We start from the raw sequence: 22785 nt of genomic DNA on the forward strand, positions 1-22785 counted from the left end.
CTACGCGTCCACTGTGCGGTTCCCGAGAAACGGGCAACCACCCCCACCCCCGCCCCCGACCAGGGCGGGAACACGGGGGCACCCGACAACTCGATACTGTTACGGCGGTCATAGCGTAGGGGAAACGCCCGGTCCCATTCCGAACCCGGAAGCTCAGCCCTACAGCGCCGATGGTACTGCCCTGGAGACGGGGTGGGAGAGTAGGACGCCGCCGGACACCCTTCAACGAAAGACCCCGCACCCACCGGTGCGGGGTCTTTCGCACACCCAGGATCGGGAGTCCCGGACGAGAGACGGCTCAGGCGGCCGGCTTCGCGGCGAAGCGTGCGACGGCGCGGGCGGCACCCCGGTGCGCGAGCCGGCGGGCGAGGACGGCGACGCCGCCGGACACCGCGGCGAACGTGACGGCCTGGACGATGGTGATCTCGTCGTTGTCGAGGTCCTTCGGGGCGGACCGGCCGGTGCTCTTCTCCCAGATCATCCCGACGGCCTTCTGGGCCAGCCAGCCCGCCGCCAGCGTCAGCACCGCCGTGCCGATCTTCACGGTCAAGGGTTCGTCCCTCGTGGTCACGTGCGTCCTCCCGGCTCTGCGCCGAACGGTGGTCGTCGTCGCTGGTCCACGGTATCCCCAGGCCGGAGGCGGGCGCCCGGGGGCGGGCCCCCGGACCGGTCATCCGCGAGACACGGTCGAGCGGTCCGGACCTGGGGCGTTACGCTGGTGGGGAACGACAGGGGAGCGCCACCGGGCGCTGAGAGTGCGGACCACCGCAGACCCTCGAACCTGATCCGGCTAGCACCGGTGGAGGAAGTCGGGCTTCTCGATCCCTGTGCGCTGTCAGCGCGCTCACGCGACGACGGTGCACGGGCCCCCTTCTCGACCCTGAGGAGGATCACCATGACAGCCAAGTCACTGCGCGCCCGCGCCGCGGCCGTCGTCGCCGTCGGGCTGCTGCCCGCCCTGGCCGCGTGCTCGAGCGGTACGCCGAGCGGCGGTGCGAGCCCGAGCGGCGGCGACACCGTCACGCTCGTCACGCACGACTCGTGGGCGGTCTCGGACGACGTCATCGCGAAGTTCGAGCAGGAGAGCGGGTTCACGGTCAAGCAGGTCGCCATGGGCGACGCCGGCACCCTGGCCAACCAGGTGGTGCTGACCCAGGGCTCGCCCGTGGGCGACCTCGTCTTCGGCATCGACAACACGTTCGCGTCGCGCGTCATCGACGCCGGCGCGCTCGAGCCCCACGTCCCGGCCGGGCTGGCCGAGTCGGCCACGCCGCTCGTCCTCGGCGACGGGGCGCTGATCCCGATCGACCTGGGCGACGTCTGCGTCAACACCGACGTCGCGTGGTTCCAGGAGCGGGGGCTCGCCGAGCCCGAGACGCTCGAGGACCTCGCCAAGCCCGAGTTCAAGGACCTCATGGTCGCGCTGAACCCCGCGTCGTCGTCGCCGGGCATGGCGTTCATGCTGGCCACCATCGGCGCGTTCGGCGACGACGGGTTCGGCGGCCAGGGCTGGACCGGCTACTGGGAGGCGCTCAAGGCCAACGGCCTCAAGGTCGCCGACTCGTGGGAGGACGGGTACTACACGGAGTTCTCCGGCGCGGGCGAGGGTGGCACGCGACCGATCGTCGTGAGCTACTCGACGTCGCCGGCGTTCACCGTGACCGACGACGGCACGGCCACCACGACGCGTGCCCTGCTCGGCACGTGCTTCCGGCAGGTGGAGTTCGCGGGAGTCCTCGCCGGCGCCCAGAACCCCGAGGGGGCCCGCGCGCTGCTCGACTTCCTGGTCTCGCAGCCGTTCCAGGCCGACATCCCCGGTCAGATGTACATGTACCCGGCCGACTCCTCGGTCGAGCTTCCGGCCGAGTGGACGCAGTTCGCGCCGCTCTCGGACGCCCCGTTCGAGGTCGACCCCGCGGACATCGCCGCGAACCGCGACGCCTGGCTCGACCAGTGGACCGCCGCCGTCGGCGGCTGACCGCACACGACGCGGCTGGGGGTGCTGCAATGGCCGGGATGACCCGCGCCCGGGCCGCCGTCTCGGCACCCTCAGCCGTGTGGTGGGGAGTGGCCGTGCTGCTGCCCCTCGCCTTCCTCGGCGTGTTCTTCGCCTGGCCCGCGGTCACGCTGGTCGCGCGCGGGTTCCTCGCCGAGGGCGGTGGCGTGGACCTCGGCGGGCTGCGCGACGTGCTGGGCAACCCGCGCACGTGGCGGCTCGTCGGGACGACGCTCGCGCAGGCGACCGCCGGGTCCGCGGCGTCCGTGCTGCTCGGGCTGCCCGTGGCGTACCTGCTGTACCGGACGCGGTTCCCGGGGCGCGGGCTGCTGCGCGGCCTGGTGACGGTGCCGTTCGTGCTGCCGACCGTCGTCGTCGGCGTCGCGTTCCGGGCGCTGTTCCAGACCGGCGGGCTGCTCGGCTGGGCGCACCTGGACGGCACCTTCGTGGCCGTCGTCGTCGCGCTCGTGTTCTTCAACGTGTCCGTCGTCGTGCGGACCGTGGGCGGGCTCTGGGAGCGGCTCGACCCGCGTGCCGAGCAGGCCGCGCGGGCGCTCGGGGCGTCGCCCGCGCGGGCGTTCCGCACCGTGACGCTGCCCGCGCTGAGCCCGGCCCTAGCCTCCGCCGCGGCCGTCGTGTTCCTGTTCTGCGCGACGGCGTTCGGCGTCGTGCTGGTGCTCGGCGGGCTCGGGTACGGGACCGTCGAGACGGAGATCTACCGGCGCACCACGCAGTTCCTCGACCTGCGCACCGCCGCGGTGCTCTCCATCCTCCAGCTCCTGGTGGTCACCCTCGCCCTGTGGGTCGCCGGGCGCGCCCGCGCGCGCCGCGAGCGCGCGCTGCACCTCGAGCACGAGGACGTCGCCGCGCACCGGTGGAGCGTGCGCAGCGTGCCCGACGTCGCCGCCGCGGTGGCGACGTCGGTCGTCGTCGGCGGGCTCGTCGTACTGCCGCTCGCCGGGCTCGTGGGGCGCTCGTTCCGGGGGCCCGACGGCGCCTGGGGGCTCGCGAACTACCGGGCCCTCGGCACCACGGGCGGGCGCAACGCGCTCGCCGTGACGGTGTGGGAGGCGCTCGCGAACTCGGTGCGCACGGCCCTCGTCGCGACGGTCATCGCGGTCGTCGTCGGGGGGCTCGTCGCGCTGGTGGTGTCGCGTCGGCCGCGCGCCCGCGTCGCGCGGAGGGCCGTCGGGCTGCTCGACGCCGTCGTCATGCTGCCACTCGGGGTGAGCGCGGTGACCGTCGGGTTCGGGTTCCTCATCACGCTCGACCGGCCGCTCGGGCTCGACGTCGACCTGCGCACGTCCGGGCTGCTCGTACCCATCGCGCAGGCCGTCGTCGCCGTGCCCCTCGTGGTGCGCACGGTCCTGCCCGTGCTGCGCGCGATCGACCCGCGCCTGCGGCAGGCGGCGTCCGTGCTGGGCGCCGCGCCCGGACGCGTGCTGCGCGACGTCGACCTGCCGATCGCGCTGCGGTCGCTCGGGCTCGCGATCGGGTTCGCGTTCGCGGTGTCCCTGGGCGAGTTCGGCGCGACGGCGTTCCTCGCCCGGCCCGACTCCGCGACGCTGCCCGTCGTCATCTTCCGGCTCATCGGCCGGCCCGGGGCGGAGAACTACGGCATGGCGCTGGCCGCGTCCGTGGTCCTGGCGGTGCTCACCGCCGTCGTCATGATGCTGGCCGAGCGGCTACGGGGGGACCGCGCCTCGGGCGCGGCCGGAGGGGAGTTCTGATGGGCTCTGTGGACGAGACGACGGCGGGCGGAGGGCTCTCCGTGCGGGGGGCCGTCGTGCGGTACGACGACGGCGGGCGCGGCGGCGCCGGGACGACGGTCGCGGTCGACGGCGTGGACCTCGACGTCGCCGACGGCGAGATCCTTGCGCTGCTCGGGCCGAGCGGGTGCGGCAAGTCGTCGCTCCTGCGCGCCGTCGCGGGGCTCGAGCCGCTCGCGGGCGGCACCGTCACGTTCGACGGCGTCGACCTGGCCGGGGTCCCCGTGCACCGGCGCGGGTTCGGCCTGCTGTTCCAGGACGGGCAGCTGTTCGCCCACCGCGACGTCGAGCGGAACGTCGCCTACGGGCTCGAGATCGCCGGCATGCCACGGGCCGAGCGCGTCGGGCGGGTGCGCGAGCTGCTCGACGCGGTAGGGCTCGGCGGGTACGCGCACCGGGCGGTGTCCACGCTGTCGGGCGGCGAGAAGCAGCGCGTGGCGCTCGCGCGGGCGCTCGCGCCGCGGCCACGGCTGCTGCTGCTCGACGAGCCGTTCAGCGCACTGGACCGCGCGCTGCGCGAGCGCCTCGCCGACGACGTCCGGGACGTGCTGCGCGCGACCGGGACGACGGCGGTGTTCGTGACGCACGACCACGACGAGGCGTTCACGGTCGCGGACCGGGTGGGCGTCATGAAGGCCGGGAGGCTGCTCCAGGTGGCGGCGCCCGAGGAGCTGTGGCGGGCGCCCGCGTCCCGCGCCGTCGCGGAGTTCCTCGGCTACCAGGCGTTCGTGCCGCAGCGTGACGGCGTGCTCGCCGTCGGGCCGACCGGCCTGCGGGTGCTGCCCGGCGCGGAGGCGACCGGGTGGCCGGGGCGGGTCGTGGCCGGCACGTTCCGGCGCGGGCGCACCGAGGTGACCGTCGACGTCGACCTCGGCGCCGGTGCTGAGCGCGTCGTCGCCCTCCAGGACGGCGGGACGGGCGCGGAGCCGGGCTCTGCCGTCGTCGTCGGGCTGGACCCGGCGGGCTGCGCCGTCGTGCCGACGACGGACTGACCCGGCCGGTCTGCCCGGCCGGTCGTGCCCGGCCGGGCCAGCCCGGTGGTGCCGGGCGACCGTCAGGCCGCCGAGAGGCGGGCGATCTCCTCGGCGGTGAGCGTCAGCGTCGTCGCTGCGGCCGAGTCCTCGATGGAGGCGGGGCGCGAGGCGCCCGGGATCGGGATCACGACGGGGGCCAGGGCGAGCTCCCAGGCCAGGCAGACCTGGAACGGGGAGACGCCGTGGGCCTCGGCGACCTCGACGAACGGCGCGTACGTGTCGCCGAGCTCGCCCGAGCGGGCGAGCGAGATGCCGCCCAGCGGGCTCCACGGCAGGAACGCGATGCCGAGCTCGGCGCACAGCTCGAGCTCGGGCAGCGAGGAGCGGAAGCGCGGCGAGAACTGGTTCTGCACCGAGACCAGGCGGCCGCCGAGGATCTCCTGCGCTTCGCGGATCTGCTCGGGGTTGGCGTTCGAGATGCCGGCCATCTGGATGACGCCCTCGTCGAGCAGGTCGCGGATCGCGCCCACGGAGTCGGCGTAGGGGACGTCCCAGTCGGGGCGGTGGAACTGGTAGAGGCCGATGGCGTCCACGCCCAGGCGCTTGGCGGACGCCTTGGCGGCCTCCTTGAGGTACTCGGGGCGGCCGTTCAGCGTCCACGAGCCGTCGCCGGGGCGCAGGTGGCCGCCCTTGGTGGCCACGAGCACGTCGCCGACGTCCGAGCCGTAGGTGCGCAGCGCCTCGGCGATGAGCTCCTCGTTGTGGCCCACCTCGTGGGCGTCGCGGTGGTAGGCGTCGGCCGTGTCGACGAGGGTCACGCCGGCGTCGAGCGCGGCGTGGATGGTGGCGATCGAGCGCTCGCGCTCGGGGCGGCCCTCGAGGGACATCGGCATGCCGCCGAGGCCGATCGCGCCGACCTGGCGGCCGCCGATGGTGCGCTGCTGCATGAGGTGACTCCTGTGTCGTCTGTCGAATCGTTCCGACGACGACGATAGACCCGCGGCCGACGAGATGTCAGGCCCGTGGACGTCTACCGTCGTGACATCGACCACGACCGGAGGACCCCCATGGGCACCATCGTCTCGACCCTGTTCTGCTCGCTCGACGGCGTCGTCGAGATCGACCCCGAGTGGCACTTCCCGTACTTCGACGACCAGATGGGCGCCGCGGTCACCGACGACTACGCCGACGTCGACGTCGTCCTGCTCGGGCGCGTCACGTACGACAGCTTCGTGGGCGCCTGGCCCGACCGGGAGGCCGCGGGCGAGCAGGACGCGCAGTTCGCCAAGCTCCTGGGCGACACCCGCAAGGTGGTCGCCACACGCGGCACGGCCGACCTCGGCTGGCGCAACGTCGAGGCCACGGCCGACGTCGTCGCCACGGCCCGCGGGCTGCGCGAGGACCCGGGCGTCGGCAAGGTGGTCGTCCCCGGGTCGGTCTCGGTCGTCCGGCAGCTGCTCGCAGCCGGCCAGCTCGACGAGCTGCGGCTCCTGGTGCACCCCGTCGCCGCCCGCAAGGGCACCCGCCTGTTCGACGACGGCGACGAGCGCTACGCCCTGCGGCTGCTCTCGGCGGAGGCGTTCGGCACCGGCGTCGTCCGCCTCGTCTACACCCCGACGACGCCCCCCGAGGCGCGGACGTACGACGACGTCAAGCAGCACGACATGCCTCAGGCGGAGTAACCGTCGAGCGACTCTGGATGTCCGCGTACGGGCTGTCGTACGCGGACATCCAGAGTCGCTCGGCCGTCCGTCAGGAGTGGCGGAGGGTGCGGTAGCGGCGGACCAGCGACTGCGTCGACGGGTCCTGGGTGGCCAGGGCCGTCTCGTCGCCCTGGACCGCCGGGGCTACCTCGAGGGCTAGCTTCTTGCCCAGCTCTACGCCCCACTGGTCGAAGGAGTCGATGCCCCAGACGATGCCCTGCGTGAACGTGATGTGCTCGTAGAGCGCGACGAGCTGGCCCACCACCGACGGCGTCAGCGCCGGGGCGAGGATCGACGTCGTCGGGCGGTTCCCGGAGAACACGCGCGCGGGCACGATGTGCTCCGGCGTGCCCTCCTCTCGCACCTCCGCCGCCGTCTTGCCGAAGGCCAGCGCCTTGGTCTGGGCGAAGAAGTTCGCGAGGAACAGCTCGTGCACGTCCGCGCCCGCGGCGACCGCGCCGCCGTCACCCTCGGCGTCGACCAGCGGGTACGCCGGCTTGGCGACGGCGATGAAGTCGGCCGGGATGAGCTGCGTGCCCTGGTGGATGAGCTGGTAGAAGGCGTGCTGGCCGTTGGTGCCCGGCTCGCCCCAGAACACCTCGCCGGTCGCGGTGGTGACGGGTGTGCCGTCCCAGCGCACCGACTTGCCGTTCGACTCCATCGTGAGCTGCTGCAGGTAGGCCGCGAAGCGGTGGAGCTGCTGCGCGTAGGGCAGCACCGCGTGCGACGCCGCGCCCAGGAAGTTGACGTACCAGACGTTGAGCAGGCCCATGAGCGCGGGCACGTTCTGGGCCAGCGGCGTCGTGCGGAAGTGCTCGTCGATCGCCCGGAAGCCCGCGAGCAGCTCCCGGAAGCGGTCCGGGCCGATCGCGATGGCGACCGAGGTGCCGATCGCCGAGTCGACCGAGTAGCGTCCGCCGACCCAGTCCCAGAACCCGAACGCGTTGGCCGGGTCGATGCCGAACGCCGCGACCTTGTCGAGCGCCGTGGAGACGGCGACGAAGTGCTTGCCGACCGCGGCGCGGCGCGCCTCCGCGGTGTCCTCGACGACGCCGCTGGCCACCAGGGAGTCCAGCAGCCAGGCGCGCGCGAGGCGCGCGTTCGTCAGCGTCTCGAGCGTCCCGAAGGTCTTCGAGGCGACGATGAACAGCGTCGTCTCCGGGTCGAGGTCCTTCGTCTTCTGCGCGACGTCGGTGGGGTCGATGTTGGAGACGAAGCGCACCGTGAGGCCCGCCTGGCGGTACGGCTCGAGCGCCTCGTAGATCATCACGGGGCCCAGGTCGGAGCCGCCGATGCCGATGTTGACGACCGTCGTCACCGGACGGCCGGTCACGCCCGTCCACTCGCCCGAGCGCACCTTGTCGGCGAACGCCGAGAGCTTGTCCAGCTCCGCGGCGACGTCGGCGTCGACGTCCTGGCCGTCCACCACGAGCGCGGGCTGCGTGCCCGGCGCGCGGCGCAGCGCGGTGTGTAGCACCGCGCGGTCCTCGGTGACGTTGATGCGCTCGCCCGTGAACATCGCTTCGATGCGCTCGGTGAGGTTCACCTCCTGCGCGAGCCGCACCAGCAGCGCGAGCGTCTCGTCGGTGACGAGGTTCTTCGACAGGTCGACGAACAGGTCACCGGCCTCGAGGGTGAGCCGCTCGGCGCGCTCCGGGTCGGCGGCGAACCAGCCGCGCAGGTCGGCGGTCAGGCTCTGGTGGTGGGTGGCGAGGTCGGCCCAGGCGCTGGTGCTGGTGGGGTCGACGGGTGCGGGCGTCGTCATGGGGTCCACGGTAACGACGGGAGGAGTGGTCCGCGCAGGGTTCCGGCGCATGGTCTCGTGACACGTGTCCCACCGGCGTCGCGCGTGGACAGGTGCGCCCGCCGCGCGGCAGGCTCGCGTCGTGCCCCGCCCCGTCGCCCTCGAGATCGCCGTCCAGGACGTCGCCGGCGCGCTGACGGCGTCGGGCGCGGTGGACGAGGCGGCGCTCGCGGCGCTCGCCGACGCCGCGGGCGGCGCGGACCTGACGTTCCACCGGGCGTTCGACGTCGTCGCCGACCGTGGCCAGGCCCTCGCGGACCTGCGGCAGGCCGACGTGCGGCGCGTGCTGACGTCGGGCGGGGCGCCCTGCGCCGCCGACGGCCTCGCGGAGCTGCGACGCCTCGCGCCCCTCGCGACCGGCCTGGGCGTCGAGCTCATGGCCGGCGGCGGCGTGCGGCCGGGCGACGTCGCCGCGCTCGTCGCGGCGGGCGTCGACGCCGTCCACCTCTCGGCGCGGCGCGCCGTCGCGGAGGCGGCCGGCCCGGGCGGCGGCCCGGCCGGCTACGACGTCACGGACGCCGACGTCGTCGCGGCCGCGGCTTCCGCCGTCACGTCAGCCGCTGCCAGATCGCCGCACCGCCCGCCGGCCGGAACCCCATCGCCACGTTGATGCCGAGCATGTGGTCGTTCTCCTCGGCGTTCCACGTGTGCACGCGCCGGACGTCGGGGCGCAGCGCGGCGAGGTGGCGCAGGTTCGCCACCTTCATGGCCATGCCCAGGCGGTGACCGCGGTGGGGCGCCAGCACGATGGTGTCCCACTGGAACGCGCACTGCTGCGCGGGGAGCCACGCCAGCATCGTCATGCCCGCGAGCTCGCCGGAGGCGACGTGCTCCGCGGCGGTGATGACGTACTCGCGGCCCTGTTCCACCTGCCGGGCGGCCATGCGGCGCACGCGCTCGGCGTCCCACGGGTCCTCGCGGAAGTCGAGGGCGCCGACGGGCGCGTCGGTGGACATCCGCGTCTCCAGCAGGGCGAACGCGTCGAGCCACCGCTCGGGGACCGTGCTGTCCCAGCGGTGCAGGCGGTAGCCGCCGGTGCGGCCCGCGGCGTCGGCCTCGAGAGCGTCGAGGAGACCGGGCGCCACCGGCGTCTCGAGCAGCGAGCGGCGGTCCACCTGGGCCAGCTCGTAGCCGTGCGCGCGGGCGAACCGCACGCCCGCGTCGTCGGCGGGGGCGGCGCCCGAGCCGGTCGGCGGGAGCAGCGGCGGCGACCCCGGCGACTCGCGGAACTCGCTCTCGGCCTGGAGCGTGCCGCGGCCGGCGTCTGCCGCGACCCGCTCGCCGCGCTCCAGCAGGGCGGCACCGAGGCCTCGGCGGCGGTGGTCGGGGTGCACCTGCACCTCGACCCACGCGGTGTGCCGGTTCCCCCGCAGCGGCAGGTCGACGCCCAGCCGCCCGACGACGGTGTCGGCGTCGTCGAGCGCGACCACGAGCGTGTGCGCGCTGTCCTCCTGGTGCGCCAGCCGGTTCGCGGACTCGACGGCGCGCACCGCCTGGTCGTCGTGCCCGTCGCGGGCCACGCAGACCGCGCGGTCCAGCGCGGCGACGCCCTCGTGCGCCCAGCCGGGGGAGGAGCCCGCAGGGTCCGGGGCCACCTCGAGCAGCCGCCACGACGCGTTCGCCATACCACGAGGGTCGGCCGGCGCACGGGCGATGTCACCCGTTTTTGACACGGCGCGTCGCGGCCTGCAACCCTCACGCGCGACACCTGCCTGTCGACCCCCGAGCGAGCACCGAGGTTCACCCATGACGACGACCAAGCGCACCTCCCTAGCCCTCGCGGTGGGCGCGACCGTCGCCCTCCTGGCCGCCGGCTGCGCGGGCAGCGAGGCTCCGGGCGGGCTCGACGACGTGCAGACCATCACCTGGTGGCACAACTCGACGACGGGCGCGGCCAAGGATTACTACGAGCAGGTCGCCAACGACTTCGAGAAGGCCCACCCGGGCGTCAACGTCGAGGTCACCGCGCTCGAGCACTCCGACATGCTCGCCCGGCTCTCGGAGACGCTCGGCTCGAACGACCCCGAGCAGGTGCCCGACGTCTTCATGTCCCGCGGCGGCGGCGAGCTGCAGGGCGAGGTCGCGGCCGGCGTGACGCGCGACCTGACCAAGGTGGCGGCCGACGAGCTCGCCAAGACGAGCCAGTTCACCGGCGACTACACGATCGACGGCAAGACGTACGCGCTGCCGTACTCGATGGGCATCGTCGGCTTCTACTACAACGCCGACCTGTTCGCCCAGGCGGGCATCACCGACGTCGTGCCCAACCCGACCATCGACCAGTTCGACGAGTGGGTCGACAAGCTCCAGGAGGCCGACATCACACCGCTCTCCGTGGGCGCCGGCGACAAGTGGCCCGCCTCGCACTACTGGTTCTACGACGTCGCCCGCGAGTGCGCCCGCACGACCATCGACGCCGCGGTCGCCGCGAAGAGCTACACGGACCCGTGCTTCGTCAAGGCCGGCGAGGACCTCCAGGCGCTCGTCGCGAAGAAGCCGTTCAACGACGGCTACATGACCACCGTGGCCCAGCAGGGCCCGTCCTCGGCGTCCGGCCTGCTCGCGAACGGCAAGGTGGCCATGGAGCTCGCGGGCCACTGGGAGCCGGGCATCCTCGCCGGCCTGACCGCCGACGGCCAGGTGCCGGGCTTCCTCAAGTGGTTCGCCTACCCGACCTTCCCGAACCAGGCCGGCGACCCCGTCGACCAGGTGGGCGGCGGCGACGCGTGGGAGGTCTCGACGTCGGCGCCCGACGTCGCCGTCGACCTCGCCAAGTACCTGCTGTCCGACAAGGTCCAGCAGGGCTTCGCCGCCCTCAACATGGGCCTGCCTACCAACCCCGCCGCGGCCGGCTCCGTCGCCTTCCCGACGCTCAAGGACGTCGTCGCCGCGCGTGACAAGGTCGGCCAGGCGCCGCAGCTCTACCTCGACACGCGGCTGGGCAACGCCGTCGGCGACCCGATGAAGGCCGCCATCGCGGACCTGTTCGCCGGGAACGGCAGCCCGCAGGCGATCGTCGACGCCGTCACGGCCGCGGCCAACGCCGAGTGACACGAAGGACGCCGCGCCCCGGTGGGGGCGCGGCGTCCTTCGTCGTCTCGCAGGTCCGCTACAGCACGGGCGGCGGCGACGTGGACTTGCGCACCACCAGCCGTGCCGGGAGCCGCACGTGCGTCTCCGCCTCCTGGCCGTCGAGCAGGGCGAACAGCATCGTCACGGCGCGCGCGCCCATCGCCTGGAGCGGCTGCGCGATCGTCGTCAGGCGCGGGCTGGCGCTCGCGGCCTCGGGGATGTCGTCGAAGCCCACCACGGAGAGGTCGTGCGGGACGCGCATGCCGAGCTCGTGCGCCACCTCGATGACGCCGAAGGCCGACAGGTCGTTGGCGGCGAAGACGGCCGTGGGCCGGTCCGGCATCGTGAGCAGCTCGCGGGCGGGCTCCGTGGTCCACGCGGCGCGGTAGCCGCCGTCGCGCACCAGGTCGGGGTCGAACGGGATGCCGGCCTCGGCGAGCGAGAGGCGGTAGCCCTGCTCGCGGCGGTGCGCGGACTCGAGGTCGGTGCGGCCGCGGATGTGGGCGATGCGGCGGTGCCCGAGCTCGATGAGGTGGCGCGTCGCCGCGCGCGCACCCTCGACGTTGTCGGAGTCGACGACGTGGCTGCCGCCCGAGCCGGTGTGCGGGTCGACGGAGATCACCGGGACGCTCGTCCCCGCGAGGCTCACCGTGGGGGTGAGGATGATCGCGCCGTCGATGAGCGTGCCGCCCAGGCGCGAGAGCGACCGGCGCTCCCACCCGACGGCGTTGTCGTCGCTGATGGCGCCCGAGTAGGCGAGCAGCTCGTAGCCCTTGCCGACCGCCTCCGCCGAGATGCCCTTGAGCAGCTCGGTGGCGAACGGGTCGAACCCGGCCAGCAGGATGCCGACGACGTCGGTGCGGCCGCGGCGCAGCGAGGAGGCCACGAGGGACGTCTCGTAGCCGAGGTCGGCGATCACCTCCAGCACGCGCTGCGCCGTCGCGGTGGCGACGCCGTAGCGCCCGTTGACGACCTTGGAGACGGTCGCCACGGACACCCCCGCGGCGCGCGCGACGTCGGTGATGGTGACGCGTCCGACAGGACGCGCGGGGAGGCGGGAGGGGTGGGCGTCGGTGCTCACCGTCGAACCGTAGCGTGAGGACGGCCTCCGTGATCTCGACGTGGCGTCACGATACGAAATCGTTATCGACAACGATTGACACTCGATCGAGCATCCTGCGACAGTCCGGGTTGACAGAGTTCCCTGTCAACCCGTCGACGACGACCAAGGGGTTTCCACGATGACGAGGAAGATGCGTGGTGGGGCGTTCGTCGCCCTCGGCGCGAGCATCACGCTGCTGGCCGGCTGCGCTGGTTCGGGTGGCGCGGCCACCGGCAACAACACGGCCGCGTCGGCCGGAGACGACCAGGTCATCACCTGGTGGCACAACTCGAACACCGGTGAGGGCAAGGACTACTACGACCAGGTCGCTGCCGACTTCGAGTCCGAGCACCCCGGTGTCAAGATCGAGGTCTCGGCCATGCAGCACGAGGACATGCTGACCAAGCTCAAGGCCGTCCTCCAGTCGGGCGACGCTGCCCAGATCCCGGACGTCTTCATGTCGCGCGGTGGCGGCGAGCTCAAGAACGAGGTCGACGCCGGCGTCACCCGTGACCTCACCGACGTCGCCAAGGACGAGATCTCCAAGATCTCGGGCTTCACGGGCCAGTACACGGTCGACGGCAAGGTCTACGCCCTGCCCTACTCGATCGGCCTCGTGGGCTTCTGGTACAACAAGGACCTCTTCGCCCAGGCCGGCATCACGGACGTCAACTCCGCGCCGACCATCGACGAGTTCAACGGCTACGTCGACAAGCTGAAGACCGCCGGGATCGACCCGATCTCCGTGGGCGCCGGCGACAAGTGGCCGGCCGCGCACTACTGGTACTACAACGTGGTCCGCGAGTGCGCGTTCGACACCGTCGAGAACGCGATCGCCGACGTCGACTTCTCCGACCCGTGCTTCACCAAGGCCGGCGACGACCTGCAGGCCCTCGTCGCGAAGCAGCCGTTCAACCCCGGCTTCCTCTCGACGGGCGCGCAGGCCGGCCCGACCTCGGCCTCCGGCCTCCTCGCCACCGGCAAGGTGGGCATGGAGCTCGCGGGCCACTGGGAGCCCGGCGTGACCGGCGGCCTCACCGCCGACGGCAAGGTCCCGTCGTTCCTCGGCTGGTTCGCCTACCCGACGTTCCCGGGCGAGGCCGGCGACCCCAAGGACCAGATGGGTGGCGGTGACGCGTGGGAGGTCTCGACCTCGGCTCCCGACGTCGCGGTCGACTTCGCCAAGTACCTGCTCTCCGACAAGGTCCAGAAGGGCTTCGCGGCCCTCGACATGGGTCTGCCGACCAACCCGGCCGCCACGGGCGACCTGAAGAACGAGGCGCTCGCCCAGCTCCTGCCGGTGCGTGACGCGGGTGGCAACACGCAGCTCTACCTGGACACCCGCCTCGGCAGCGCCGTGGGTGGCCCGATGAACGACGCGATCGCCAAGGTGTTCGCCGGCGAGCCGGGCTCGCAGGAGATCCTCGACGCGATCACGAAGGCACTGAAGGGCTGACGACCGTGGCAGACGATGTGACCCTCAGCCCGGCCGCCTCGCCTGCGTCGTCCCCGTCGATGCCCGCCACCCCCGTGCAGGGGGTGGCGGGCATCGCCCCGGGCGGTCGCCGTCGAAAGCCGATGTCCGGCGCCTGGCGAAAGCGTGCGGAGATCGCCTTCTTCGTGACGCCCGCCCTCGCGCTGTTCCTCATGTTCGTGATCTGGCCGATCATCACCGCGGTCCAGATGTCGCTGTTCAAGTGGACCGGCATCGGTCCCCTCGTCGACTTCGTCGGCCTGAAGAACTACGTGACGGTGCTGACCGACGAGCTCTTCACCGACGCGCTCCGCCACAACCTGATCATCGTGGTGGGCTCGATCCTGCTGCAGCTGCCGCTGGGCCTCGGTCTCGCGCTCCTGCTCAACCGCAAGCTGTGGGGCCAGAGCATCCTGCGCACGATCATCTTCGTGCCCTACGTGCTGGCGGAGGTCATCGCCGGCGTCGTCTGGGGCGCGCTGCTCGTCCCGCAGTACGGCACGATCGACGCCCTCGCGGCGGCCCTCCACATCCCCACGCCCGAGCAGGGCTTCCTGGGGACGCCCGACCTCGCCCTGTGGACGGTGCTGTTCGTCCTGACGTGGAAGTACCTCGGCCTCGCCGTGATCCTCTTCCTCGCCGGCCTGCAGGGCATCCCGGACGAGCTCTACGAGGCCGCCGCCCTCGACGGCGCGAGCTGGTGGCAGGTCCAGCGCAGGATCACCTTCCCGCTCATGGGCCCGACGATCCGCACGTGGGCGTTCCTGTCGATGATCGGCTCCCTCCAGGTCTTCGACATGGTGTGGATCCTCACCAAGGGCGGCCCCGCGGGCGCCACGACGACGATGGCGACCTACCTCATCGCCCAGGGCACCCAGGCCAGCAACTTCGGCATCGCCGGCGCCGCGTCCGTGATCCTCTTCGTGATCGCGCTCTTCTTCGCCGTCGTCTACCAGCAGCTCGTCCTCAAGCGGGACACGCAGCCTGACACCCCGAAGCGCAAGCGCTCCCAGCGAGAGAAGGCGAAGTGATGGCGACGCAGACCCTCAGCGGGCACCGTGTCGAGCAGAGCCTGCGGCCCAGCCGCCGGTTCGACCTGCGGCCCTCGACCGCGATCGTGTACTTCGTCGCGCTCGTCGTCGTCGCGCTCACCCTCGGGCCCGTGCTGTACGGCGTCCTGGGCGGCTTCCGCACGAACGCCGCGATCGCCGAGTCCCCGGCCGGCATGCCCGACCCGTTCGTCCTCGACAACTACCTGGGCGTGCTGCAGAACCCGGACTTCTGGCGCTACGCGCTGAACTCCTCGGGCATCGCGCTCATCACGACCGCGCTCGTCGTCGTCTTCGGCGTCATGGCGGCCTACCCGCTCGCGCGGTACGAGTTCAAGGGCCGTGAGGGCCTGTTCATGGTGTTCGTCGTCGGCCTGCTCTTCCCCGCGGCCGTCGCGATCATCCCGCTGTTCATCCTCATCACCCAGAACTTCCACCTCGGCAACACGTGGATCGGCATCGCGCTGCCCCAGGCGGCGTTCGCGCTCCCGACGACGGTGGTCATCCTGCGGCCGTTCCTCATGTCGCTGCCCAAGGAGCTCGAGGAGGCCTCGCAGCTCGACGGCACGAGCCGGATCGGGTTCTTCTGGCGGATCCTGCTGCCGCTGTCGGGTCCCGGCATGGTGACCGTCGGCGTGCTGGCGTTCGTCGGCTCCTGGAACGCGTACCTGCTGCCCCTGCTGCTGCTCGGCCCGGAGAACAAGACGCTGCCGCTCGGCGTCGCCGACTTCTCGTCCGAGCACAGCGCCGACACGGCCGGCGTCTTCGCCTTCACGAGCCTCGCGATGATCCCGGCGCTCGTGTTCTTCCTGGCGATGCAGAAGCGCATCGTCAACGGCCTCCAAGGGGCCGTGAAGGGCTGACGCTGCCACCGGCCGATGTCGGTTGCGCCACGAACACCCCCATATCGAAGGTGGCCCCGTAGCGTTGAACCCGCTACGGGGCCGCCCCGTGACCCCCGCCCGCGTCTAAGGAGACCCCCGTGACCGACGCCGCCCAGGCTCCGGCTCCCGCGCACATGCCCGAGGTGTCGGACCGTGTCCGCGACCTGATCGCGCAGATGACCATCGAAGAGAAGCTCGCGCAGATCGTCAGCTTCTGGCCGGACCAGGGCGGGAACGTCGTCGCCCCGATGCAGGGCGAGATGGCCGCGGAGAGCGGCGCCAAGTCGCTCGCCGAGATCACCCAGCACGGCCTCGGCCAGTACACCCGCGTCTACGGCACGCGCCCGGTCGACCCGATCAAGCGCGCCGAGTGGCTGTGGGGCGAGCAGCGCCGTCTCAAGAAGGAGACGCGCCTCGGCATCCCCGCGCTCGTGCACGAGGAGTGCCTCACGGGCCTCGCCGCATGGCAGGCCGCGACCTTCCCGGCCCCGCTGGCCTGGGGTGCCGCGTTCGACGACGAGCTCGTCTACGAGATGGGCCAGGTCATCGGCGAGTCGATGAAGAAGCTCGGCGTGCACCTGGGCCTCGCGCCCGTGCTCGACGTCATCCGCGACGCGCGCTGGGGCCGCACCGAGGAGGCCATCTCCGAGGACCCCTACGTCGTCGGCACCATCGGCACGCGCTACGTCCAGGGCCTCCAGGACTCCGGCGTGCACGCCACGCTCAAGCACTTCGTCGGCTACTCCGGCTCGAAGGCCGGCCGCAACCACGCCCCGGTCTCCGCCGGCCCGCGCGAGCTCGCCGACACGTTCCTGCCGCCGTTCGAGATGGCCGTGCTCGACGGCAAGGTCAAGTCGGTCATGAACTCCTACACCGACGTCGACGGCGTGCCCTGCGCCGCCAACGAGGACCTCCTCACCGGCGTGCTGCGCGACACGTGGGGCTTCGAGGGCACCGTCGTCGCCGACTACTTCGCCGTCGCGTTCCTCGAGGTCATGCACGGCGTCGCCGCCGACCGCGCCGACGCCGCCGCCCAGGCGCTGCGCGCCGGCCTGGACGTCGAGCTGCCCGGCATGGACGCCTTCCCGCTGCTGGCCGAGAAGGTCCGCTCGGGCGAGTTCCCCGAGGCGCTCGTGGACCGCGCCCTCGCGCGTCACCTCAAGCAGAAGGAGGAGCTCGGCCTGCTCGAGCCCGACGCCTTCGACGACGAGCCGCCCACCGAGATCGACCTCGACTCGCCGAAGCACCAGGCGATCGCGCGCAAGCTCGCCGAGGAGTCGATCGTCCTGCTGTCGAACGACGGCACGCTGCCGCTGACGGCCGCCAAGAAGATCGCCGTCGTCGGCCCGAACGCCGCCGCCGTCGAGGCCCTCCAGGGCTGCTACTCGTTCGCGAACCACGTGCTCGCGCACTACCCGGACCACGAGATCGGCTTCCACATCCCGACCGTCGCCGAGGCGATGGCCGAGGTCTTCGAGGGCACCGAGCTCGTCACGGCGCACGGCTGCGACGTCGAGGGCACCGACACGTCGGGCTTCGCCGCCGCGGTCGAGGCCGCAGAGGGTGCGGACGTCGTCGTCGCCGTCGTCGGCGACCGTGCCGGCCTGTTCGGCCGTGGCACGGTCGGCGAGGGCAACGACGCCGAGTCGCTCGAGCTCCCCGGGGTGCAGCGCCAGTTCATCGAGGCGCTGCTCGCCACCGGCAAGCCCGTCGTCATGGTCATGACGCTCGGTCGCCCGTACGTCATCGACTGGGCGCTCGACGGCACCGGCCCCAAGCCGGCCGCCGTGATCCACGCCGCGTTCCCGGGCGAGGGCGGCGGTCTCGCGATCGCCGACGTGCTCAAGGGCAACGTCAACCCGTCGGGTCGCCTGCCGCTGTCGCTGCCGCGCTCCTCGGGCTCGCAGCCGTACTCGTACCTGCACCCGATGCTCGGCGGCCCGTCCGACGTGACGAACACCGACTCGACGCCGACGCGTCCGTTCGGCTTCGGCCTGTCGTACACGACGTTCGGGTACTCGGACCTCGAGGTCTCCTCCTCGGTCGAGGCCGGCGGCACGATCACCGCCGCCGTCACGGTGACCAACACCGGTGCCGTCGCGGGTGCGGAGCCCGTCCAGGTGTACGGCCGCGACGTGCTCGGCTCGATCGCCCGTCCGGTCGTGCAGCTCCTCGGCTACCAGCGCGTCGCGCTGGAGGCCGGCGAGTCGAAGCGCCTCACGTTCGCGATCCCGACGACGCGCTTCGCGTTCTCCGACCGCCGCATGGTCAAGATCGTCGAGCCGGGCGACGTCGAGGTGTGGGTCGCCTCGCACTCGTCCGCCGCGGAGACGTCGTCCGACGTCGCCGAGACGACCGCCGGTGCCATCGTCAACGAGAAGAAGGCCGCGAAGGTCGAGATCCCGGGCACGGCGACGCCGCGCGCGACGGTCGCGATCACGGGCCCGCTGCACGAGGTCACGACGGCGGACGAGCGCTGGGTGAAGGCAACGATCTCCTGACCCGCCGCATCTGACGCGAGGCGCCGGTCCCTTCGGGGGCCGGCGCCTCGCGTCGTTAGGGTGAGGGCATGCGCGTGGACGTGTGGTTGTGGGCGGTGCGGCTCTTCAAGTCGCGCTCGTCCGCGGCCGGGCTGCTGCGGACCGGGCGGGTGCGCGTCAACGGGTTCGTCGTCAAGGCGTCCGCGCACGTCAAGCCTGGCGACCGGGTCACCTGGCGCGAGACGCTGCGCGAGCGCGACGTCGAGGTGGTCGAGCTGCTGCCCAAGCGTGTCGGGGCGCCGCTCGCCGTCAAGGCCTACGTGGACCACAGCCCGGCGCTGCCGACCCGGGAGGAGCGGTTCGCCGTCGGGGTGCGCGACCGCGGGACGGGCCGGCCTACCAAGCGCGAGCGCCGCGAGATCGACCGCCTGCGCGGGGACCGCAGGGACTGACGGCGCCGGGACGAAGGTCCTGCGCGGCCGGGACCACGCGCCCTGGTGAGGTCTGACCGCAGCGACGACGCTGGTCGCAGAGCCGGGAACCTCCCGGCCACCGACCAATGGAGGTCGTCATGAGTGCAGTGACAGAGCGCCGGGAGGGTGCGCTCTCCGCCGCCACCCCCAGCCTGCCGACCGTCGCGCGCTCCGCGTTCGCGGTGCTGCGGCTGGTCCTCGCCTTCGAGTTCCTCTGGGCGTTCTTCGACAAGCTGCTCGGGCTCGGCAGGTCCACGCCGTCGGAGCGCGCGTGGGTCAACGGAGGCCAGCCGACGGCGGGCTTCCTCAAGGGCGTCGAGGGCCCGTTCAAGGGCTTCTTCAACGGCCTGTCCGGCAACGCGTTCGTCGACGTGCTGTTCATGCTGGGCCTGCTCGGCATCGGCCTGGCGCTCGCCCTGGGGATCGGCATGCGCGTGGCCGCCGTGTGCGCGGCCGTGCTCCTGATGATGATGTGGGCGGCGTCGCTGCCCATCGCCACGAACCCGTTCCTCGACGAGCACTGGCTCGAGGCCATCGCCATCGTCGGCCTGGCCTGGGGCAACATCGGCGAGACGTGGGGCCTGGGCAAGCAGTGGGCGGCGCTCCCGCTCGTCCGCAAGAACCCCTGGCTGCGCTGACCGGGCGGACGGTGAGGGGGCTAGCGTGGGCGCCGTGAACCCGGTGCGCGTGTTCCTCGTCGACGACCACGAGGTCGTGCGGCGCGGCGTGGCCGACCTGCTCGGCGCGGAGCCCGACGTCGAGGTGGTCGGCGAGGCCGGCACCGCGGCGGAGGCGCTCGCGCGCGTGCCCGTGCTGGCCCCCGACGTCGTCGTCCTGGACCTGCGGCTGCCCGACGGGGACGGCGTCTCCGTCTGCCGGGACCTGCGGGCGACGACGGACGTGGCCTGCCTGATCCTCACGTCGTTCGACGACGACGAGGCGCTGTTCGACGCGATCCTCGCGGGCGCGTCGGGCTACGTGCTCAAGCAGGTGCGCGGCACGGACCTGGTCCACGCGATCCGCACGGTCGCGGCGGGAGGGTCGATGCTCGACCCGCACGCCGCGGAGCGCGTCATGGCGCGGCTGCGGGCCCAGGCCAGGAAGGACGACCCGCTCGCTGCGCTCACCGCGCAGGAACAGCGGATCCTCACCCTCATCGGGCAGGGGATGACCAACAGGCAGATCGGGGCGGAGCTCTTCCTCGCGGAGAAGACGGTGAAGAACTACGTCTCCAGCCTGCTGGCCAAGCTCGGTCTCGAACGAAGGACCCAGGTCGCCGTGCTGGCGACCAAGCTGGGGCGCGGCACCCTGCCGACGTAGCCGCGCCCGGGTGAGGCGGTGCCCTGACGCTCGCGGGTCGGGGCACCGTGCCGGCCGTCGGGTCAGTCCGTCGGGAGGGGCACCTGCCAGCGCAGGCGCGTGCCCGGGTCCCCGCCGAGGGCGAACGTGCCGCCCAGCTCGCGGGCGCGCGTGCGCAGGTTCGCCAGGCCGCTCAGGCGCGCTCCCGGCGCAATCCCGACGCCGTCGTCCGCGACGGTGAGCGTGAGGTCCTCGCCGGCCGACAGCAGCACCTCGACGCGCGTCGCGTGCGCGTGCCGGGCCACGTTGCTCAGGCTCTCACGCACGACGGCGACCAGGTGGTCGGCCGTCACCGGGGGCACCAGGGCGTCGACGGGTCCCTCGAACCGCAGGGCCGGCGGGAACCCCAGCGCGCGGGCGGCTCCCTCGACCTCCGCGATCACGCGCGAGCGCACGCCCACGCGCCGCGCGTCGTCGTCGGGTGGCTGGAGGCCGCGGATCGTGGTGCGGATGAGGCCGATCGTCTCGTCCACCTCGTCGACGGCGGCCCAGACGCGGGCGGCATCGTCGGGGTCGTCGGCGCGGTCCAGGCGCCGGGCGACGCCCTGGAGGCCGAGCCCCGTGGCGAAGAGGCGCTGGATGGCGAGGTCGTGCAGGTCGCGCGCGATGCGGTCGCGGTCGCGCACGACGGCGAGGCGCTCGGCGTCGCGGCGGTGCTCGGCGAGCTCGAGCGCGACGGCCGCCTGCGCGGCGAAGCCCTGGAGGGCCTCGACGACGATGTCGGTGTACGCCAGCCGGCCCTGCCTGCGGCCCACGGACAGCACGCCGCGCGTGTGCCCCGGCTCGCCGAGCGGCAGTGCGGCCAGCGGGCCCACCTGCTCGTCCATCGCGCCGAGCGCGAACGCCCCGCGCGGCTCGGCCGCGGCGTCCACCACGACGACGGGCAGGCCCGTGCGGTACACCTCGCCGGCGAACGACCCCTCCGCGGACACGACGGCGCCGAGCACGTCGTCCGCCCCGAAGACCGCGCGGACGCGCAGGCCGGCGTCGTCGGGCACCGTGAGGGCGGCGACGTCGGCGCCGGCCACCTGCGCGGCGTGGAACGCGACGAGGTCGAGCACCTCGTCGGGGGCGTCGCCGGCCAGGAGCCGGCGCGAGATCTCGTCGCTCGCGACCGCCCACCGCTCGCGCAGGCGGGCGTCGTCGTACAGGCGCGCGTTCTCGACGGCGACGCTCGCGGCCGCGGCGAGCGCCTCGATGCGGCGCTGGTCGGCGTCGGTGAAGTCGGTGCCGCCGCGCTTGCCCGTGAGGTAGAGGTTGCCGAAGGGCGCCCCGTGCACCTGCAGCGGCACCCCGAGGAAGGTGTGCATCGGCGGGTGGTTCGGCGGGAACCCGACCGCACGGGGGTCCTGCTGGAGGTCGCTCAGGCGCAGCGGGCGCGGGTCGCGGATGAGCTCGCCGAGGATGCCGCGTCCCGTCGGGTGGTGCCCCACGGCGCTGACCTGCCCGGGCTCCATCCCCACGGTGAGGAACTGGCCGATGTGCCCCGCGTCGTCGAGGATGCCGAGCGCCGCGTACCGGGCGTCCGCGAGGTGCGCGGCCGCCTCGACGAGCCGTTGCAGCGTGGCGCCGAGCTCGAGCCCGCGCCCGACGTCGACGACGGCCTCCAGGAGAAGCGTCTCCGCGTCGCCGGGGGGTGTGCCGGGCGGGATGTGCACGGCGCCCAACCTAGCGGCCTCAGAGCGCCAGGCGGTGCCGTTCCCAGCCGACGCCGAGCGTGTGCAGCACCGTCTCGCGGTCGCGGTGCGTGGCGTCGGTGAAGGCTCGCAGCGACACCACCGACGCCGTGAGCATGGTCGTCAGGACGGCGCGGGCGAGCTGCGGGTCGGCGACCGCCTCGTCGAGGAGCTCCTGGACGACACGGGAGTGGATGCCGGGCCCGTCGGGCTCGGAGCAGGCGGTCAGCAGCGCGATGGTCAGCGACCCGGCGTCGGTGTCGTTCATTGGGGACCCCCCTCGTTGGGTCCACTGTTCCGCACGGCGTGTCACGTCGCACGCGGACGGGCGCGGTTTCGCCCGCCGACCAGGCGCGACGGGCGCGCACCGGCGCCCTCTGCGCCGGTCAGTCCGTCAGGATGCGCTGGAACAGGACGTGGTCCTGCCAGCGGCCCGCGATGCGCAGGTACTTCTCGGCGAGCCCGTACCGTACGAACCCGTGGTGCCGCAGGACGGCCTGCGACGCCTCGTTGTGCAGCAGGGTCGAGGCCTCGAGGCGGTGCAGCCCCAGCTCGTCGCGGGCGAGGGCGACGACGACGCCGAGGGCGGCGCTCATGAGGCCCTGACCGGTGCGCTCGCGGTCGACCCAGTACCCGACCGCCGCCGAGTCGAAGGCCCCGCGCACGACGTTCGCCACGTTCAGCCGCCCGACGACGCGGCCGTCGTCGGCGACGAGCAGCAGCGGCCAGAACCGGCCCGCGGCGTGGTCGGCCAGGAGCGTCGCGAGGTTCCGCTCCTGCCAGGCGGCGGTGGAGAACTCCGGCGCGCGCTCCGGGTCCCACGGCGCCAGGTGCTCACGGTTGCGCTCGTAGGCGGCGGCCATCGCCCGCCCGTCGCCCGTGCGCGCGAGCCGCAGCACGACGTCGTCGGCGATGCGGGCGGGCAGGATCGAGGTACGGGGCACCAGGTCACTGTAGAGGGAGCCTGCAG

The 22785-nt window shown here is 73.1% G+C and carries 21 protein-coding genes, 1 rRNA gene and 1 riboswitch; of the genes, 14 read left to right on the forward strand and 8 right to left on the reverse strand.

The genetic code is table 11. The features are described from left to right. Positions 1-100 precede the first annotated feature (100 nt). Positions 101-217 (forward strand): 5S ribosomal RNA (rrf, locus tag ET471_RS06265). An 81-nt stretch (positions 218-298) separates the two neighbouring features. Here the strand turns inward: rrf and ET471_RS06270 are convergent. Further along, positions 299-544 carry a DUF4235 domain-containing protein gene (locus ET471_RS06270; RefSeq protein ID WP_242496509.1) on the reverse strand — a complete coding sequence of 82 codons (246 nt, stop codon included), beginning with the start codon at positions 542-544 and terminating at the stop codon, positions 299-301. Positions 545-720: 176 nt separating this feature from the next. Continuing rightward, positions 721-825, forward strand: a riboswitch (TPP riboswitch). A gap of 70 nt (positions 826-895) precedes the next feature. On the opposite strand from ET471_RS06270, the gene ET471_RS06275 reads away from it, so the two are divergent. From ET471_RS06275 to ET471_RS06285, 3 genes are read left to right on the forward strand one after another with little or no spacing between them, the layout of a single operon-like run. After that, a complete protein-coding gene (locus ET471_RS06275; RefSeq protein WP_129187084.1) occupies positions 896-1978 on the forward strand; it encodes a thiamine ABC transporter substrate-binding protein in 1083 nt (360 codons plus the stop codon). A gap of 38 nt (positions 1979-2016) precedes the next feature. Beyond that, positions 2017-3726 carry an ABC transporter permease gene (locus tag ET471_RS06280; protein WP_129187085.1) on the forward strand — a complete coding sequence of 570 codons (1710 nt, stop codon included), beginning with the start codon at positions 2017-2019 and terminating at the stop codon, positions 3724-3726. Further along, complete coding sequence (locus ET471_RS06285; protein WP_129187086.1) at positions 3726-4757, forward strand: ABC transporter ATP-binding protein; 1032 nt, start codon at positions 3726-3728, stop codon at positions 4755-4757. The genes ET471_RS06280 and ET471_RS06285 overlap by 1 nt, the downstream gene beginning before the upstream one ends. A gap of 62 nt (positions 4758-4819) precedes the next feature. Here ET471_RS06285 and ET471_RS06290 read toward each other — a convergent pair whose 3' ends face one another. Further along, a complete protein-coding gene (locus ET471_RS06290; protein WP_129187087.1) occupies positions 4820-5686 on the reverse strand; it encodes an aldo/keto reductase in 867 nt (288 codons plus the stop codon). A 120-nt stretch (positions 5687-5806) separates the two neighbouring features. Between ET471_RS06290 and ET471_RS06295 the strand changes: the two genes are divergently transcribed. Beyond that, a complete protein-coding gene (locus tag ET471_RS06295) occupies positions 5807-6421 on the forward strand; it encodes a dihydrofolate reductase family protein (RefSeq protein ID WP_129187088.1) in 615 nt (204 codons plus the stop codon). Positions 6422-6491: 70 nt separating this feature from the next. Here the strand turns inward: ET471_RS06295 and pgi are convergent, their stop codons facing one another. After that, a complete protein-coding gene (pgi, locus tag ET471_RS06300) occupies positions 6492-8207 on the reverse strand; it encodes a glucose-6-phosphate isomerase (protein ID WP_129187089.1) in 1716 nt (571 codons plus the stop codon). A 121-nt stretch (positions 8208-8328) separates the two neighbouring features. On the opposite strand from pgi, the gene ET471_RS06305 reads away from it, so the two are divergent. Then, on the forward strand, positions 8329-8856 hold the full coding sequence (locus tag ET471_RS06305; protein WP_165350424.1) for a copper homeostasis protein CutC: 528 nt from the start codon (positions 8329-8331) through the stop codon (positions 8854-8856). Here ET471_RS06305 and ET471_RS06310 read toward each other — a convergent pair. After that, positions 8795-9871, reverse strand: a complete 1077-nt coding sequence (locus tag ET471_RS06310) for a GNAT family N-acetyltransferase (protein WP_165350425.1) — start codon at positions 9869-9871, stop codon at positions 8795-8797. The two genes, ET471_RS06305 and ET471_RS06310, sit on opposite strands and share 62 nt — an antisense overlap. A 121-nt stretch (positions 9872-9992) precedes the next feature. Between ET471_RS06310 and ET471_RS06315 the strand changes: the two genes are divergently transcribed. Beyond that, positions 9993-11297 carry an ABC transporter substrate-binding protein gene (locus ET471_RS06315; protein WP_129187092.1) on the forward strand — a complete coding sequence of 435 codons (1305 nt, stop codon included), beginning with the start codon at positions 9993-9995 and terminating at the stop codon, positions 11295-11297. A 58-nt stretch (positions 11298-11355) separates the two neighbouring features. Here the strand turns inward: ET471_RS06315 and ET471_RS06320 are convergent, their stop codons facing one another. Continuing rightward, on the reverse strand, positions 11356-12399 hold the full coding sequence (locus ET471_RS06320; protein ID WP_129187093.1) for a LacI family DNA-binding transcriptional regulator: 1044 nt from the start codon (positions 12397-12399) through the stop codon (positions 11356-11358). Positions 12400-12559: 160 nt separating this feature from the next. On the opposite strand from ET471_RS06320, the gene ET471_RS06325 reads away from it, so the two are divergent. The 7 genes from ET471_RS06325 to ET471_RS06355 all read left to right on the forward strand — a co-directional run bounded on the left by ET471_RS06325 (position 12560) and on the right by ET471_RS06355 (position 20100). After that, entirely contained in the window at positions 12560-13876 is a 1317-nt protein-coding gene (locus ET471_RS06325; protein ID WP_129187094.1) for an extracellular solute-binding protein, read from the forward strand. A 59-nt stretch (positions 13877-13935) separates the two neighbouring features. Then, a complete protein-coding gene (locus ET471_RS06330; RefSeq protein ID WP_129187095.1) occupies positions 13936-14925 on the forward strand; it encodes a carbohydrate ABC transporter permease in 990 nt (329 codons plus the stop codon). Then, positions 14925-15806, forward strand: coding sequence for a carbohydrate ABC transporter permease (locus ET471_RS06335; protein ID WP_129187096.1), 882 nt, complete (start codon positions 14925-14927; stop codon positions 15804-15806). Before ET471_RS06330 ends, ET471_RS06335 begins: the two co-directional genes overlap by 1 nt. Positions 15807-15961: 155 nt before the next feature. Beyond that, positions 15962-18328 (forward strand): beta-xylosidase/alpha-l-arabinosidase, encoded by a 2367-nt coding sequence (locus ET471_RS06340; RefSeq protein ID WP_165350551.1) that lies wholly within the window; start codon positions 15962-15964, stop codon positions 18326-18328. A gap of 68 nt (positions 18329-18396) precedes the next feature. Further along, positions 18397-18759, forward strand: a complete 363-nt coding sequence (locus ET471_RS06345; RefSeq protein WP_129187098.1) for an RNA-binding S4 domain-containing protein — start codon at positions 18397-18399, stop codon at positions 18757-18759. Positions 18760-18878: 119 nt separating this feature from the next. Further along, positions 18879-19418, forward strand: coding sequence for a DoxX family membrane protein (locus ET471_RS06350; protein WP_207207339.1), 540 nt, complete (start codon positions 18879-18881; stop codon positions 19416-19418). Between the two features lie 25 nt (positions 19419-19443). Continuing rightward, positions 19444-20100 carry a response regulator gene (locus ET471_RS06355; protein WP_129187100.1) on the forward strand — a complete coding sequence of 219 codons (657 nt, stop codon included), beginning with the start codon at positions 19444-19446 and terminating at the stop codon, positions 20098-20100. A 62-nt stretch (positions 20101-20162) separates the two neighbouring features. Here the strand turns inward: ET471_RS06355 and ET471_RS06360 are convergent, their stop codons facing one another. The 3 genes from ET471_RS06360 to ET471_RS06370 form a co-directional block, all read right to left on the reverse strand. Continuing rightward, positions 20163-21797 (reverse strand): sensor histidine kinase, encoded by a 1635-nt coding sequence (locus tag ET471_RS06360; RefSeq protein ID WP_242496444.1) that lies wholly within the window; start codon positions 21795-21797, stop codon positions 20163-20165. A gap of 19 nt (positions 21798-21816) precedes the next feature. Beyond that, positions 21817-22083 carry a hypothetical protein gene (locus ET471_RS06365; RefSeq protein WP_129187101.1) on the reverse strand — a complete coding sequence of 89 codons (267 nt, stop codon included), beginning with the start codon at positions 22081-22083 and terminating at the stop codon, positions 21817-21819. 118 nt (positions 22084-22201) lie between these two features. Beyond that, positions 22202-22759 (reverse strand): GNAT family N-acetyltransferase, encoded by a 558-nt coding sequence (locus ET471_RS06370; protein WP_242496445.1) that lies wholly within the window; start codon positions 22757-22759, stop codon positions 22202-22204. Between the last annotated feature and the right edge of the window lie 26 nt (positions 22760-22785).

Source organism: Xylanimonas protaetiae, from assembly GCF_004135385.1.
Classification (GTDB): domain Bacteria; phylum Actinomycetota; class Actinomycetes; order Actinomycetales; family Cellulomonadaceae; genus Xylanimonas; species Xylanimonas protaetiae.

Coding starts and splice junctions, on each gene's coding strand:
- ET471_RS06275 (WP_129187084.1), top strand. CDS start 896: ATGACAGCCAAGTCACTGCGCGCCCGCGCCGCGGCCGTCGTCGCCGTC.
- ET471_RS06280 (WP_129187085.1), top strand. CDS start 2,017: ATGACCCGCGCCCGGGCCGCCGTCTCGGCACCCTCAGCCGTGTGGTGG.
- ET471_RS06285 (WP_129187086.1), top strand. CDS start 3,726: ATGGGCTCTGTGGACGAGACGACGGCGGGCGGAGGGCTCTCCGTGCGG.
- ET471_RS06290 (WP_129187087.1), bottom strand. CDS start 5,686: ATGCAGCAGCGCACCATCGGCGGCCGCCAGGTCGGCGCGATCGGCCTC.
- ET471_RS06295 (WP_129187088.1), top strand. CDS start 5,807: ATGGGCACCATCGTCTCGACCCTGTTCTGCTCGCTCGACGGCGTCGTC.
- pgi (WP_129187089.1), bottom strand. CDS start 8,207: ATGACGACGCCCGCACCCGTCGACCCCACCAGCACCAGCGCCTGGGCC.
- ET471_RS06310 (WP_165350425.1), bottom strand. CDS start 9,871: ATGGCGAACGCGTCGTGGCGGCTGCTCGAGGTGGCCCCGGACCCTGCG.
- ET471_RS06315 (WP_129187092.1), top strand. CDS start 9,993: ATGACGACGACCAAGCGCACCTCCCTAGCCCTCGCGGTGGGCGCGACC.
- ET471_RS06325 (WP_129187094.1), top strand. CDS start 12,560: ATGACGAGGAAGATGCGTGGTGGGGCGTTCGTCGCCCTCGGCGCGAGC.
- ET471_RS06330 (WP_129187095.1), top strand. CDS start 13,936: ATGCCCGCCACCCCCGTGCAGGGGGTGGCGGGCATCGCCCCGGGCGGT.
- ET471_RS06335 (WP_129187096.1), top strand. CDS start 14,925: ATGGCGACGCAGACCCTCAGCGGGCACCGTGTCGAGCAGAGCCTGCGG.
- ET471_RS06340 (WP_165350551.1), top strand. CDS start 15,962: ATGCCCGAGGTGTCGGACCGTGTCCGCGACCTGATCGCGCAGATGACC.
- ET471_RS06345 (WP_129187098.1), top strand. CDS start 18,397: ATGCGCGTGGACGTGTGGTTGTGGGCGGTGCGGCTCTTCAAGTCGCGC.
- ET471_RS06350 (WP_207207339.1), top strand. CDS start 18,879: ATGAGTGCAGTGACAGAGCGCCGGGAGGGTGCGCTCTCCGCCGCCACC.
- ET471_RS06365 (WP_129187101.1), bottom strand. CDS start 22,083: ATGAACGACACCGACGCCGGGTCGCTGACCATCGCGCTGCTGACCGCC.